The 14059-nt window shown below is 68.2% G+C and carries 14 protein-coding genes; 10 read left to right on the top strand and 4 right to left on the bottom strand.

What is annotated here, in order from left to right; translation table 11 throughout:
- Positions 1–69: 69 nt before the first annotated feature.
- Complete coding sequence (locus AWC06_RS03185) at positions 70–480, bottom strand: DoxX family protein (protein WP_085194303.1); 411 nt, start codon at positions 478–480, stop codon at positions 70–72.
- Positions 481–1001: 521 nt separating this feature from the next.
- Here AWC06_RS03185 and AWC06_RS03175 point away from each other — a divergent pair.
- Positions 1002–2351: a replication-associated recombination protein A gene (locus AWC06_RS03175; protein ID WP_139819886.1), complete on the top strand. Its 1350-nt coding sequence runs from the start codon at positions 1002–1004 to the stop codon at positions 2349–2351.
- Here the strand turns inward: AWC06_RS03175 and AWC06_RS03170 are convergent, their stop codons facing one another.
- Positions 2352–2999 (bottom strand): GntR family transcriptional regulator, encoded by a 648-nt coding sequence (locus AWC06_RS03170; protein ID WP_085194598.1) that lies wholly within the window; start codon positions 2997–2999, stop codon positions 2352–2354.
- Between the two features lie 70 nt (positions 3000–3069).
- On the opposite strand from AWC06_RS03170, the gene AWC06_RS03165 reads away from it, so the two are divergent.
- Genes AWC06_RS03165 through AWC06_RS03150 form a run of 4 tightly spaced genes read left to right on the top strand, consistent with a single transcriptional unit; the run spans position 3070 to position 6872 of the window.
- Positions 3070–4425 carry an LLM class flavin-dependent oxidoreductase gene (locus AWC06_RS03165; RefSeq protein ID WP_085194300.1) on the top strand — a complete coding sequence of 452 codons (1356 nt, stop codon included), beginning with the start codon at positions 3070–3072 and terminating at the stop codon, positions 4423–4425.
- Positions 4425–5609, top strand: coding sequence for a CaiB/BaiF CoA transferase family protein (locus tag AWC06_RS03160; RefSeq protein ID WP_085194596.1), 1185 nt, complete (start codon positions 4425–4427; stop codon positions 5607–5609). The genes AWC06_RS03165 and AWC06_RS03160 overlap by 1 nt, the downstream gene beginning before the upstream one ends.
- A gap of 16 nt (positions 5610–5625) precedes the next feature.
- Positions 5626–6540: an HpcH/HpaI aldolase/citrate lyase family protein gene (locus AWC06_RS03155; RefSeq protein ID WP_085194298.1), complete on the top strand. Its 915-nt coding sequence runs from the start codon at positions 5626–5628 to the stop codon at positions 6538–6540.
- Positions 6537–6872 (top strand): hypothetical protein, encoded by a 336-nt coding sequence (locus tag AWC06_RS03150; RefSeq protein WP_085194296.1) that lies wholly within the window; start codon positions 6537–6539, stop codon positions 6870–6872. Before AWC06_RS03155 ends, AWC06_RS03150 begins: the two co-directional genes overlap by 4 nt.
- 4 nt (positions 6873–6876) lie before the next feature.
- Here AWC06_RS03150 and AWC06_RS03145 read toward each other — a convergent pair whose 3' ends face one another.
- Complete coding sequence (locus tag AWC06_RS03145; RefSeq protein WP_085194294.1) at positions 6877–7497, bottom strand: putative quinol monooxygenase; 621 nt, start codon at positions 7495–7497, stop codon at positions 6877–6879.
- Between the two features lie 90 nt (positions 7498–7587).
- Positions 7588–8208 carry an antibiotic biosynthesis monooxygenase family protein gene (locus AWC06_RS03140; protein ID WP_085194594.1) on the bottom strand — a complete coding sequence of 207 codons (621 nt, stop codon included), beginning with the start codon at positions 8206–8208 and terminating at the stop codon, positions 7588–7590.
- Positions 8209–8376: 168 nt separating this feature from the next.
- Between AWC06_RS03140 and AWC06_RS03135 the strand changes: the two genes are divergently transcribed.
- The 5 genes from AWC06_RS03135 to AWC06_RS03115 are packed head-to-tail and all read left to right on the top strand — an operon-like array spanning position 8377 to position 14050.
- A complete protein-coding gene (locus tag AWC06_RS03135) occupies positions 8377–8775 on the top strand; it encodes a secondary thiamine-phosphate synthase enzyme YjbQ (RefSeq protein ID WP_211281885.1) in 399 nt (132 codons plus the stop codon).
- Positions 8776–8831: 56 nt separating this feature from the next.
- Positions 8832–11525 carry an alanine--tRNA ligase gene (gene alaS, locus AWC06_RS03130; protein WP_085194290.1) on the top strand — a complete coding sequence of 898 codons (2694 nt, stop codon included), beginning with the start codon at positions 8832–8834 and terminating at the stop codon, positions 11523–11525.
- Positions 11526–12026 (top strand): Holliday junction resolvase RuvX, encoded by a 501-nt coding sequence (gene ruvX / locus AWC06_RS03125; protein WP_085194288.1) that lies wholly within the window; start codon positions 11526–11528, stop codon positions 12024–12026.
- Positions 12019–13266, top strand: coding sequence for an endolytic transglycosylase MltG (locus tag AWC06_RS03120; RefSeq protein WP_085194286.1), 1248 nt, complete (start codon positions 12019–12021; stop codon positions 13264–13266). Before ruvX ends, AWC06_RS03120 begins: the two co-directional genes overlap by 8 nt.
- Positions 13244–14050 carry a shikimate dehydrogenase gene (locus AWC06_RS03115; protein WP_244899005.1) on the top strand — a complete coding sequence of 269 codons (807 nt, stop codon included), beginning with the start codon at positions 13244–13246 and terminating at the stop codon, positions 14048–14050. The genes AWC06_RS03120 and AWC06_RS03115 overlap by 23 nt, the downstream gene beginning before the upstream one ends.
- Positions 14051–14059: the final 9 nt, after the last annotated feature.

Here is a 14059-nt window from a genome sequence, read left to right as displayed (position 1 = left end):
CGTCCGAGAACTTAGCAAGGATTCGGCGCCGCCGCTGCGAACCGACATGCGTGGGCGGTATTCATGCCGTCACTCGGTCCGTCGGCGCAGGCCAAGCGTGCGTAGCAATTCGGGGCGGCGCAAAATCAGCCCGATCCAGAGCAGTACGCCGACATAGACCGCCGACAGCACGAACGTGGCGATCGGCTTTTCGGCGCGCATGTTCGCCGTCACCGCGCCGCCGAGATAAGCGGTGATACCGATCGCCCCGAGCACCGCCGTGCGCGGAATGAGAAAGACGACCAGGCAGGCCAGCAGTACCAGTCCGATCACCGGGGTCTGCTCGACCGGGAAGCCGAGCGCCGCTGTTCCCTCGCGACTGGCTTCGACACCGACGATCTTGGTCACGCAATCGAATGCCAGGAACACCGCGAGCAGCGCGGTGATCACGGTGCCGACGATCCGGCTGCGGGACCTGCGGCTGTTGGTCTGTTCGGTCATGTTTCTTCCTCCTTCGACGCCAAGCGTGTCGAGGTGTAGACCGCGTGCGCGCGCTGATCTCATCGGCCGCGGCGTGTGGCGCTGCCGATGAGGCCGGGATCCGCCCACGACCTGGGCCGCAGCGGTAAAGTCGCTCTACCAAGTGTCTTCATGCTGGGGAAGCGGTCACTATGCGAACCGTCGACGGCCGCACACCGCGGTGGGCTGCGACTTTGCGGAAGCCGACCCAGGCGCTCATTCCGATACTGGGATGCGTTGCAACGGTGACGCTTCTGGGTGCATGTGCCGGCGCCGGTCCGACCGCGACTCCGGCCAAAAGCACCCCGACCACTTCGTCGGCGTCCGCAACCACCACGCTCGACCTGCCCGCCCTGCCCGCCACGCTGGCCTCTTACTCGCTCGGGTGAGCTCCTTGACATGAACATCGGCGGATTTTTCTGCAACAGCACCTCTATTGGCCTTTGCTGACCGCAAGGCAGGCGCTGGGCGCTGCACTGCGATGCCAGTCCGGTCTACGTGGTATGCCTGAAACCGTGTCCGACGGTCTGTTCGACGTCCCCGGCGCACCCGGCTTCACCGAGCGCGACGGCGGTGGGTCGACGGCCGCACCGTTGGCGGTGCGGATGCGTCCGGCCACCCTCGACGAGGTGGTCGGACAGGACCATCTGCTCCCACCCGGCTCGCCGCTGCGCCGCCTGGTGGAGGGCTCGGGCGTGGCGTCGGTCATTCTGTACGGCCCGCCCGGAAGCGGAAAGACCACGCTGGCGGCGCTGATCTCGCAGGGGACCGGCCGCCGCTTCGAGGCGCTGTCGGCGATCTCGGCCGGTGTCAAGGAAGTGCGCGCGGTGATCGACGCCGCGCGTCGGGCCGCCGCGTACGGCGAGCAGACGGTGCTGTTCATCGACGAGGTGCACCGGTTCTCCAAGACCCAGCAGGACGCGCTGCTCTCGGCGGTCGAAAACCGGGTGGTGCTTCTGGTGGCGGCCACCACCGAGAACCCGTCGTTCTCCGTGGTGGCCCCGTTGTTGTCGCGGTCGCTGATCCTGCAGTTGCGGCCACTGACCGCCGACGACATCCGCACCGTCGTGCACCGCGCGATCGAGGACCCGCGCGGGCTGAACGGGCGCGTGCACGTGGAGCCCGACGCCGTGGACCTGCTGGTGAAGTTGGCCGCAGGCGACGCTCGTCGCGCACTGACCGCGCTGGAGGTGGCGGCCGAGGCGGCGGGGGATCGCGTCACCGTCGAGGCCGTCGAGCAGTCACTGGATGAGGCCGCGATCCGTTATGACCGCGACGGCGACCAGCATTACGACGTCATCAGCGCGTTCATCAAGTCGGTGCGTGGTTCCGACGTCGACGCGGCGCTGCACTACCTGGCCAGGATGCTGGTCGCCGGGGAGGACCCGCGGTTCATCGCGCGGCGGCTAATGATCTTGGCCAGCGAGGACATCGGGATGGCCGACCCGACGGCGCTACAGACCGCGGTCGCCGCCGCGCAGACCGTGCAACTGATCGGCATGCCCGAAGCGCAGCTGACCCTGGCGCACGCCACGGTGCACTTGGCCACCGCACCCAAGTCGAATGCCGTGACCACCGCGCTGGGCGCGGCCATGGCCGACATCAGAGCGGGCAAGGCCGGGCTGGTGCCGGCGCATCTGCGCGACGGCCACTATTCGGGTGCCGCGGCTTTGGGCAACGCGCAGGGCTACAAGTATTCCCACGATGACCCGGATGGTGTTGTGCCGCAACAGTATCCACCGGACGAGCTGGTCGGCGTGGACTACTATCGGCCCACCGGCCACGGCGGTGAACGCGAGATCACCGGCCGGCTGGCGAAGCTGCGGGCGATCATCCGCGGCAAGCGCGGCTGATCAGGTCTTCGTCCGCTCCAGCCACTCGGCCAGCGAGCGGCCCGCGTCGAGCACATGGCGTTCGGCGATATCCCGCGCCCGCTCGGCGTCGCGGTCGGCGAGCGCGGCGACCAGCGCCTGGTGATCCTCCAACGAGTGGTGTTCATGCTCGGGAAACATCGCCAGGAAATTCGACGGCACGACACGGACCGCCTGACGGATCTGCGCCATCAGCCGCCGCGAGTGGGCCGCGCGATGGATCTCGCGGTGGAACTGCCAATTCGCGTCGATGATCGCGCCTTCACCGGAGTGGGCTTCCACATCGGTGGCCAACACGCGCAACCGCTCAATGCCCTCCGGGGTGACCCGCTGCGCGGCCCATGCCGCGGCCTGACCCGTCAGCACACCCAGAATCGTGAAACTGTCCAGCACATCGTCGGGGCTGATGCCGATCACCGTGATGCCGCTGCGCGGAGCCACCCGTACCAGCCCGTCGTAGGACAGTTCCAGCAACGCCTCCCGGACCGGGGTGCGGCTGGTCGCGAACTCCGTGGTGATGGCGTCGAGGTCGAGGCGTGTCCCGGCAGGCAGCGCGCCGGTGAGAATGCGGTCGCGCAGTTCGCGCGCGGCGCGCTCGCGCACCGTCCCGGAGATATCGATGCTGGGCATGACGACGACTTTAAGCCAATCCGGCATCTGACACTTGAAATCTGATATATCAAATGTTAGACACAGAGCTATGACCACACGACAGATGGCGCTGGTCGCCTTCATGCAAGCGGGCAACACCTCGGTGTATGCGGGCTCGTGGCGGCACCCCGCCACCGAGCACGGTTACCTCGATGCCTCCTACTACGCCAAAATCGGTCGCCAACTCGAAGAGGGTTGCTTCGACCTGATGTTCTTCGACGACCGGCTGGCGATGCCGGGCATCTACGGCGGATCGGTCGCCGAGGCCGTGCGATACGGCGCCCGACCGGTCAAGTTGGACCTGTCCATCGTGCTGGGTGTGCTGGCCCAGGCGACGTCGCGCATTGGGCTGGGCGCGACCTGCTCCACGACCTACTACCCGCCGTTCCATGTGGCCCGCACCTTCGCCACCCTCGACCACCTGTCGGGCGGGCGCGCGGCGTGGAACGTGGTCACCTCGGTCAACGACAGCGAAGCCCAAAACTTCGGCCTGCGAACACATTTGGACCACGACGCACGCTATGACCGGGCCGAGGAGTTCCTCGAGGCCGTCGTCGGGCTGTGGGACACCTGGGAGGACGGCGCCGTGCTGCACGACCGGGTCGACGGGCGATATGCCGATCCCGCGAAGGTGCACGAGCTCGCCCATGTCGGCGAGTACTTTTCGGTACGCGGGCCGTTGACGGTACCGCGCAGCCCCCAGGGCCGGCCGGTGGTCATCCAGGCCGGCTCGTCGGGGCGCGGCCGTGAATTCGCTTCCCGCTGGGCCGATTTGATCTTCACCGGCGACCCCGGCATCGACGTCGCGCGCAGTCACTACGCCGACCAGAAGGAGCGCATCGCCGCGGCCGGTCGCAACCCCGAGGCGGTCAAGCTGTGTCCCATGGCCTACGCCGTGGTGGGGGAGTCGGAAGACCACGCCAAGCACCGCGAGCAAGTCTTCCTCAACGAGCTGGTGCACCCGATGGCCTCGCTCACCCTGCTCTCGGAGCTGATGAACTACGACTTCTCCCGGCACGACCTCGACGACCCGATCACCGACGAACTCATCGATTCGGTGTCCGGCATCCGCGGCCTGGTGCAAAACCTGCGCACCCACATCGGCGGTGACACCGTCACGCTGCGCGACCTGGCCGGCCACCGCGCCACGCTGCTGCAGGGCCCCCGCTTCGTCGGCACCGGCCCGCAGGTCGCCGACCAGATGGAGGAGTGGTTCAACACCGGCGCATGCGACGGATTCGTCCTGGCCGCAACACATCTGCCCGGAGCCTTCGAAGACGTGGTGCGGATGGTGGTCCCGGAGTTGCAGCGACGCGACCTGTTCCGCGACTCGTATGACGGCGCGACCCTGCGCGAGCATCTGAGCCTGCCTCGGCCGGCCCGTACCGCGCCCGTCGGCGCATGATGCTCGACGGCATCCGGGTCCTCGACATCGCCACCCTGGCCGCGGCGCCGCTTACCGCCACCTATCTCGGTGAGTTCGGCGCCGACGTCATCAAGGTCGAGCAACCCGGACCCGGCGACCCGATCCGCGGCTGGGGCCATCAGGTCGACGGCGTCGGGCTGATGTGGAAGTCGGTGTCGCGCAACAAGCGTTCGATCACCCTCGACCTGCGTGTGGCCGAAGGCCAAGCATTGCTGCGCCGGCTGGTCGAGAACGCCGACGTGGTGATCGCCAATACCCGGCCGTCGACGCTGCGGGCCTGGGGACTGGACTACCCGGCCCTGCGTGCCGTCAACGACCGCATCGTCATGCTGCACATCACCGGCTACGGGCTGACCGGCCCGAAAAGCGATCGGCCGGGGTTCGGCACGCTCGGTGAGGCGATGAGCGGGTTCGCCAACATCACCGGCCAGGCCGATGGCCCGCCGACCCTGCCGCCGTTCATGCTGGCCGACGGCGTGGCGTCGCTGAACGCCGCCTACGCGGTGATGATGGCGCTGTATCACCGCGACGTGTACGGGGCGCCCGGCCAGCTGATCGACGTCAACCTGATCGACCCCCTGGCGAGGCTGCTGGAGCAGACGCTGCTGGGCTACGACCAACTCGGGCTGGTGCCCACCAGGGCGGGCAACCGCTGGGACATCTCGGCGCCGCGCAACACCTACCGCACCGCCGACGGTCGCTGGCTGGCGATGTCGGGTAGCTCACCGGCGTTGGCGCTGAGGGTGTTTCGGGCCATCGGACGTGACGACCTCGCCGACGACGCCGACTTCTCCGACCCGCAGCGCCGACTGTCCCGGGCCGCCGAGGTGGACCAGGTTGTCGCCGACTGGGTGGCCGGCAAGACCCTGACGCAGGCCATTGACATCCTGGAGGCCGAAAACGTCGCCGCCGCACCGGTTTACGACGTCGCGGATCTGGTCGCCGATGAACAGCTGGCCCACCGCGAGGTTTTCATCAAAGTCGACGACGACGAACTCGGCGCCATGACGGTCCAGGCGCCGGTGCCGCGGTTTTCCGCCACGCCCGGCCGGGTCCAGCACCTCGGCCCACGACTCGGCGAACACAACGCCGAGCTGTACGGCGAACTGCTCGGGCTGACGGCCACCGAAATCGACGACCTGCACGCCCGCGGCGTGCTGTAGCCAAGGAGATCAGCCAATGCTGTTGCGCCGCTCCGAACTCGCCGTTCCCGCGAGCAACGACCACATGTTCACCCGCGCCGCCTCCTCGGAAGCCGACCTGGTGTTCCTCGATCTCGAGGACGCCGTCGCACCGGCACACAAAGAGGCGGCGCGCGCCAACGCCATCACCGCGTTGACCGAACTCGACTGGGGCCGTGCCGTGCGTGCGGTCCGCATCAACGGACTCGACACCGGGTGGTGCCATGACGACATCATCGAAATCGTCACGCACGCCGGCGAACACCTGGACACCATCGTCATCCCGAAGGCGCGCACCGCCCGTGACGTCTGGTGGGTGGACGTGCTGCTGACCCAGCTGGAGGCCAAGCTCGGGCTGCGGCGCCCGATCCGGCTCGAGGTGCTGATCGAGGAGGTCGAGGGACTGGCCAACGCCGAGGAGATCGCCGTCGCCAGCAACCGGCTGGACGCGTTGATCTTCGGCGTCGGCGACTTTTCGCTGTCGCAGGGGGCGCGGGTGGACACCAACTTCGTCCCGCTCGGCGAATACCCCGGCGACTTTTGGCACTACGCCCGCAACAAGGTGCTGGTTGCCGCCCGCATCGCGGGCATCGAGCCAATCGACGCGCCCTACCCGGACTACCGCGATCTCGAGGGCTACGAGCGCGACGCGCGGCGGGCGTCGCTGTTGGGCTACACCGGCAAGTGGGCGATCCACCCCAGCCAGGTCCCCGTCGCCAACGCGGTTTACTCACCGACCGCGGAGGAAATCGCGCTGGCGCGGCGCAACGTGACCGCCTATCGCGACGGCGAGGCCAACGGGCTCGGCGCCGTCGGCGTCGACGGGGTGCTCGTCGATGCCGCGCATGCCAAGATGGCGCAGGCGACGCTGGAACGCGCCGCGCTGATCGACGGCGACAGGGGTACCGGATGAAGACCTTCACCGACGACGAGATGAACGCGCTGCTGCCGGCCGCGAAGACCTACAGCGTCGTCATCCTCAAGCAGGGGCCCAACTTCGGCGGCGACGACACCCCGGCGATCATCTGGGAGCACGGCCGGCGCAACTTCGCGCTGCGCCACGAAGGCGTCCTGCCAGTGGTGTTGCCGGTCGCCGACGGCTCGGAGGTATGCGGCGTCGGCGTGTTCACCGGCAGCGTCGACGAGACCACCGCGATGATGAACGACGACCCCGGCGTGCAAGCCGGGGTGTTCACCTTCGAGGTGCACCCCTGCCGCGGCTTCCCGGGGGACTCGCTGCCGTAAGCGGCTAGACCAGCTCGGGCACCCGCAGGTGGGCGATTGCCAGCTCGAACTCGCCGACGTCGTACTGATCGGTGCCCAGGTCGCGTAGCAGGGCGGTCCGCAGCGAGCGGGCCTTGTCGTCATTGCGCTGCATCGCGTCGGCGCTGTCGAACGTCGACGACGACACCGCACGCCATGACGCACGGTCGAGCATCAGGCTCGCGCTGCAGAAGCCCTCGAGCTTCTCGATGTCAGGCAGCACCGACTCGCGGTAGAACTCGATGGCCCGGTCGAACTGGTCGGGCTGCACCTTGAGCCACGTGGTGCGCACGCAGGCGCCCGCGCCGGAGTGATGGTCACGGTGCAGCACCGCGATCTCCCACTCGTCGACGCTTGGACTGCCGCCGAAGGCCTGCGCGGCCTCGTCGCGAACCGGCCGCACCCGCTCGGCGCTGGCATGCATCGCCTCTTGCGATTCCCAGGAACTGGTCATGATGCAGCGCCCGGACTGCCGGTCGACCAACAACGACAGCCCGAGACAGCCCTCGACCTCCTGGAGTCTGGGCATGACTACGTCGCGAACGTGTGCGATACCGGCGTCGATGGACGACGGTTGCGCCTCGATAGTGGTAGAGCGCGCGTACACGATTCACTCCTCCTTTCGGGCAGCGCCCCCGGCGGCGCCACCGGTCCACTCAATTACCTTCCTCCGGCCGATTCAGCGTGGCAATGGGCCTCACACCAGCTCGGGCACCCTCAGGTGGGCGATCGCCAACTCGAACTCGCGTTCGTCGAGCTCCTGGGCGCCCGCTTCGCGGGTCCGGGCGTTCTTGAGCTCGGTCGACTGATCGCGGTTTCGGTCCATCGCATCCATGCTGTCGAACGTCGCGCACGACACAGCGCGCCCGGATGACCGGTTGACCATCAGGCTCGCGCTGGAGAACCCCTCGAGGTTCTCCAGGTCGGGCAGCACCGACGACTTGTAGAACTCGATGCCCTGGTCCATTTGGTCCGGCTCGACGCGTACCCAGGTGGCCCGCACGCAGGCGCCCTCACGCGAGGGGTGATCACGGTGCAGCGCCGCGATTTCCCACTCTTCGACCTCCGGGCTGCCCCCGAACATCTCGGCGGCCCGGTCCCGCATCGGGCGTATCCGCTCGTCGCTTGCGCGCATCGCCTCCTCGTTCTCCCAGGCGCTGGTAGCGATGCATCGGCCGGACTGCCGGTCGACCAACAGCGACACACCGACACACCCGTCGACCTCCTGGAGGGCGGGCATGACCTCGTCGCGAAGGTGCGCAATTCCCGCGTCGATCGAGGAGGGTTGCGCCTGAATAGTGGTAGAGCGTGCGTACACGATCCACCCCCTCATTTCTCGGGGCAGCGCCCCGGCGGCGCCACCGGAACATCCACTACTTTCCTCCGACGGATTTCATTGCGCATGGCAATCGGCAAAGCCGTACGGATTCAAGGCATTGGCAGGCCGGCGACCGTTCCCCGTAGGCTGGAAAGCATGGATACCGATGTGCTGGAGCTGGACACCAGCCGTCGCCGCATCGTGGATTTGACCGAGCAGGTGCGCTCGTTCTGCGCCTCCCGCGCGGACGGCGGGGACGGGTTGTGCAACGTGTTCGTCCCGCATGCGACGGCGGGGGTGGCCATCATCGAGACCGGCGCCGGTTCCGACGACGACCTCGTCGACGCGCTGGAGCGGCTGTTGCCGCGCGACGAGCGCTATCGGCACGCGCACGGATCGCCGGGCCACGGCGCCGACCACGTGCTGCCGGCGCTCGTGGCGCCGTCGGTGACGGTGCCGGTTGCCGGCGGCGAGCCGCTGCTGGGTACCTGGCAGAGCGTGGTGCTCGTCGACCTGAATCGGGACAATTCCCGGCGGTCGGTCCGGCTGAGCTTCGTCACAGCCTGACGGGCGCGAGTAAGGCGGACCGGTACTGTAGTGCGGTCGAAAAAAGGAAGCGGAACGTGCAGACACACGAGATCAGGAAGCGGTTCCTGGATCATTTCGTGAAAGCGGGTCACACCGAAGTGCCGAGCGCCTCGGTGATCCTCGACGACCCCAATCTGCTGTTCGTCAACGCCGGCATGGTCCAGTTCGTGCCGTTCTTTTTAGGCCAGCGCACGCCGCCGTACCCGACGGCCACCAGCATCCAGAAATGCATCCGCACACCGGATATCGACGAGGTCGGGATCACCACCCGGCACAACACGTTCTTTCAAATGGCCGGCAATTTCTCGTTCGGCGACTATTTCAAACGCCGCGCCATCGAGTTGGCCTGGACGCTGTTGACCAGCAGCCTCGATGACGGCGGATACGGGTTTGATCCCGAAAAGCTCTGGGCCACCGTGTATTTGGAAGATGACGAAGCCGCCCAGCTGTGGCAGGAGGTCGCGGGGCTGCCGGCGGAGCGGATCCAGCGCCGCGGCATGTCGGACAACTACTGGTCGATGGGTATCCCCGGGCCGTGCGGGCCGTCGTCGGAGATCTACTACGACCGGGGACCGGAATACGGCCCCGAGGGCGGCCCGCTGGCCAGTGAAGAACGCTACTTCGAGATCTGGAATCTCGTGTTCATGGAAAACGAGCGCGGTGAAGGCGCCGGCAAAACCGACTACCCGATCCTCGGGCCGTTGCCGCGCAAGAACATCGACACCGGCATGGGAGTCGAGCGGGTCGCAGTGCTGCTGCAGGGTGTGCACAACGTCTACGAGACTGACCTGCTGCGGCCGGTGATCGACACCGTCGCCGCGCGCGCACCCCGGCGGTATGACGTCGGCAACCACGAGGACGACGTGCGCTACCGGATCATCGCCGACCACAGCCGGACCGCGGCGATCCTGATCGGCGACGGCGTCAGCCCCGGCAACGACGGGCGCGGATATGTGCTGCGCCGACTGCTGCGCCGGGTGATCCGCTCCGCCAAGCTGTTAGGCATCGAAGCGCCCATCGTCGGTGACCTGATGGCCACCGTGCGCGACGCGATGGGCCCGTCATACCCCGAACTCGTCGCCGACTTCGAACGGATCAACCGCATCGCCGTAGCCGAGGAGACGGCGTTCAACCGCACACTGGCGTCGGGCTCGCGGCTGTTCGACGAGGTGGCCGGCGCCACCAAGGCATCCGGGGCCAAGGTGCTGTCCGGCTCGGATGCCTTCACCCTTCACGACACCTACGGCTTCCCGATCGAGCTCACCCTCGAGATGGCCGCCGAAGCGGGCCTGCAGGTCGACGAGGCCGGCTTCCGGGAACTCATGGCCGAGCAGCGGCGCCGCGCCAAAGCCGATGCCGCCGCCCGCAAGCACGCGCACGCGGACCTGTCGGCCTACCGCGAATTGGTCGACACCGGGCCCACCGAGTTCACCGGCTTCGACGAATTGACGTCGCAGGCACGGGTTTTGGGCATCTTCGTCGACGGCAGCCGAGTCCCGGTAGTGTCTCACGGCGCTGACGGGATGGAACGTGTGGAGCTCGTGTTGGACCGCACCCCGCTCTACGCCGAAGCCGGTGGGCAGCTCGCAGACGTCGGAACCATCACCGGCACCGGCGCCGGCGAGAGTGCACGGGCCGCCGTCACCGATGTGCAGAAGATCGCCAAAACCCTATGGGTGCACCGGGTCAACGTGGAATCCGGGGAATTCGTCGAGGGCGACACCGTCACTGCGGCGGTGGATCCCGGTTGGCGCAAAGGCGCCACCCAAGGCCATTCGGGCACTCATATGGTGCACGCTGCGCTGCGACAAGTCTTGGGCCCCAATGCGGTACAGGCCGGCTCACTGAATCGGCCGGGCTATCTGCGCTTCGACTTCAACTGGCAGGGCCCGTTGAGCGAAGAGCAGCGCATGCAAGTCGAAGAGGTCACCAACCAGGCGGTGCAGGCCGACTTCGAGGTGCACACCTTCACCGAGCAGCTCGACAAGGCCAAGGCGATGGGGGCGCTGGCGCTGTTCGGGGAGAGCTATCCCGACCGGGTGCGGGTCGTCGAGATCGGCGGGCCGTTCTCGCTGGAGCTGTGCGGCGGCACCCATGTGCACAACTCGGCGCAGATCGGGCCGGTGACGATCCTGGGCGAATCCTCGATCGGCTCCGGGGTGCGCCGGGTGGAGGCCTATGTGGGGCTGGAGTCGTTCAAGCACCTGGCCAAGGAGCGCGCGCTGATGGCCGGGCTGGCGTCGTCGCTGAAGGTGCCGTCCGAGGAGGTGCCGGCCCGGGTGGCCAACCTCGTCGAGCGGCTGCGGGCCGCTGAGAAGGAGCTCGAACGCACCCGGTTGGCGACGGCCCGGGCCGCGGCGGTCAATGCCGCCGCGGGCGCGCAGCGCATCGGTAACGTCCGCGTGGTGGCGCAGCGGATGTCGGCGGGAATGACAGCCGCAGATCTGCGCTCGCTGGTCGGCGACATCCGCGGCAAGCTCGGCAGCGATCCGGCTGTGGTGGCGTTGATCGCCGAAGGAGAGAGCGGATCGGTGCCCTATGCCGTCGCCGTCAATCCCGCCGCCCAGGATCTCGGGATCCGGGCGAATGACCTGGTCAAGCAGCTGGCCGGCGCGGTCGACGGGCGGGGTGGCGGCAAGCCCGATCTGGCGCAGGGCTCGGGCAAAGATCCATCCGGCATTGACGCCGCGCTCGACGCGCTGCGAAAAGAGATAGCGCGGGTTAGCTGAGTGGACTCTGCGGCGCACCGCCCGCCGGATCGGCCCGGCGGGGACGATCCCGGACGCGGCCGGCGGCTCGGCGTCGACGTGGGCAGCGTGCGTATCGGCGTGGCCTGTAGCGATCCGGACGGCATCCTCGCCACCCCGGTTGAAACCGTGCGTCGCGACCGGTCCGGCAAGCATCTGCGCCGGCTGGCCGAACTGGTCGCCGAACTGGAAGCGGTCGAGGTCGTTGTCGGGCTGCCGCGAACCCTGGCCGATCGCACGGGGTCGTCGGCGCGCGACGCCATCGAGCTGGCCGAGGTGCTGGCACGCCGGATCGCGCCCACACCGGTGCGGCTGGCCGACGAGCGGCTGACGACGGTGGCCGCGCAGCGGTCGCTGCGCCAGGCCGGGGTTCGCGCGAAGGGCCAGCGTAAGGTCATCGACCAGGCGGCGGCGGTGGCGATCCTGCAAGGATGGCTCGACGAACGCCGCGTCGCGCTGCCCGGGGAGGTCAACGGTGTCTGAGGGTCGGGGGCGCGCGGGGCGCGCCCGGCCGGTGGCGGTGGGGCCGCCGCGGCGCGGTCGCAGCCGTGCCGAACGCATCCGCGCCGAACGCAGCCGGCGGCGCCGGCGCGTCGCCCTCGGGTTCGCCGTCGGGCTGCTCATCGTCGTCGTCGTGGCGGCGGCGTTCGTCGGCTCCAAACTGTGGCACACCGTATTCGGCCCGCAGAACGACTACACCGGCAGCGGCAAGCGTGATGTGGTGATCCAGATCCACGCCGGCGACTCGACCACCGCGATCGGCGAGACGCTGCAGAGCCACAGCGTGGTCCGCACGGTGCGGGCATTCGTCGACGCCGCACACGGCAACGACAAGATTTCGTCGATCCAGCCCGGTTATTACCGGATGCGCACCGAAATTCCCGCGTCGTCGGCGGTGCAGCGGCTCACCGATCCCGAGAACCGGGTGGGCAAGCTGGTCATTCCCGAGGGGCAGCAACTCGACGACACCACCGACGTCAAGACCAACGCGGTGACGCCGGGCATCTTCACCCTGATCTCCCGGGCCACCTGCGTGGACCTCGACGGGGACCGGCGCTGCGTTTCAGTGCCCGATCTGCGGGCAGCGGCCGGTCAGGCCGCGCCGGCCACGCTGGCGGTGCCCGCCTGGGCGCTGGATCCGGTGAAGCGGATGGGCGACGACCACCGCCGGCTCGAGGGCCTGATCGGGCCGGGCACGTTCAACGTCAACCCGTCGGCCTCTCCGCAGACGATCCTGCAGACGTTGATCAGCGCAAGCGCCGTCGATTACGTGAAGTCGGGTCTGCTGGACACGGCCAAGGCCATGAACCTGTCGCCCTACGACGTGCTGGTGGTCGCCTCGCTGGTGCAGCGCGAGGCCAAACCGCAGGATTTCCCGAAGGTCGCCAGGGTGATCTACAACCGGCTGGCCGAGCACCGCACGTTGGAGTTCGACTCGACGGTGAACTATCCGCTGGACCGCCGGGAAGTGGCCACCACTGACGCCGACCGCGAGCAGCCCACGCTGTGGAACACCTACGTCGACGAGGGCCTGCCGGCGACACCGATCTGCTCGCCCGGCACCGATGCCCTCGAAGCGGCGGAGCATCCCGCACCCGGTGACTGGCTGTATTTCGTCACAATCGATGCGAAGGGCACGACGCTGTTCACCCGCGATTACCAAGAGCATCTGGCGAACATCGAGTTGGCCAAACACAACGGTGTCCTCGACAGCGCCCGCTAGAAAAGCCGGCGTGCTCGGCTCGCCGATCGCGCACTCGCGATCACCGCAGCTGCATCTGGCCGCCTACCGTGCGCTGGGCCTGGCCGACTGGACCTACGAGCGCATCGAATGCGGCGCCGACGAGCTGCCGGCCGTAGTTCGTGCATTCGGCCCGGAGTGGGTGGGCGTCTCGGTGACGATGCCGGGAAAATTCGCCGCGCTGGCCTTCGCCGACGAGCACACCGCCCGCGCGGAACTGGTGGGATCGGCCAACACCCTGCTGCGAACGCCGCGCGGCTGGCGGGCCGACAACACCGACGTCGACGGTGTGCGGGGAGCGTTGGGCACGGCGTCGGGGCGGGCGGTGGTGTCGGGGTCCGGGGGCACTGCGCCTGCGGTGATCGTGGGATTGGCCGAACTTGGGGTCAGCCATGTCACCGTCGTGGCACGCAATCCGGACAAGGCGGCCCGGTTACTGGAGCTGGGCAGCCGTGTCGGGGTGGCGACGCGGTTCTGCGACCTGGAAAGCAGCGAACTGGGGGCCGCGGTGGCCGAGGCGACCGTGTTGATCAACACGCTGCCGGCCGATGTGGCCGCCCGGCATGCCTCGGTGTTTGCTTCGGTTCCGGTGCTGTTGGACGCGGTCTACGACCCATGGCCCACGCCGCTGGCCGCGGCGGTGGCTGCGGCGGGTGGGCGGGTGATCAACGGCCTGCAGATGCTGCTGCATCAGGCGTTCGCGCAGGTAGAACAATTCACAGGGCTGCCCGCGCCGCGTGAGGCGATGGCGGCCGCGCTGGGTTAGCCTGCCGCC

Origin of the sequence: Mycobacterium fragae (genome assembly GCF_002102185.1) — a bacterium.
Lineage (GTDB): Bacteria > Actinomycetota > Actinomycetes > Mycobacteriales > Mycobacteriaceae > Mycobacterium > Mycobacterium fragae.
The sequence above is the reverse complement of the archived record's forward strand: the minus strand, read 5'-3'. Positions and strand labels throughout refer to the sequence as shown.

Excerpts from the sequence above, each read along its gene's own strand:
- AWC06_RS03165 (WP_085194300.1), top strand. The coding sequence starts at position 3,070 with ATGACCACACGACAGATGGCGCTGGTCGCCTTCATGCAAGCGGGCAAC.
- AWC06_RS03160 (WP_085194596.1), top strand. The coding sequence starts at position 4,425 with ATGCTCGACGGCATCCGGGTCCTCGACATCGCCACCCTGGCCGCGGCG.
- AWC06_RS03175 (WP_139819886.1), top strand. The coding sequence starts at position 1,002 with ATGCCTGAAACCGTGTCCGACGGTCTGTTCGACGTCCCCGGCGCACCC.
- AWC06_RS03150 (WP_085194296.1), top strand. The coding sequence starts at position 6,537 with ATGAAGACCTTCACCGACGACGAGATGAACGCGCTGCTGCCGGCCGCG.
- AWC06_RS03170 (WP_085194598.1), bottom strand. The coding sequence starts at position 2,999 with ATGCCCAGCATCGATATCTCCGGGACGGTGCGCGAGCGCGCCGCGCGC.
- AWC06_RS03185 (WP_085194303.1), bottom strand. The coding sequence starts at position 480 with ATGACCGAACAGACCAACAGCCGCAGGTCCCGCAGCCGGATCGTCGGC.
- AWC06_RS03155 (WP_085194298.1), top strand. The coding sequence starts at position 5,626 with ATGCTGTTGCGCCGCTCCGAACTCGCCGTTCCCGCGAGCAACGACCAC.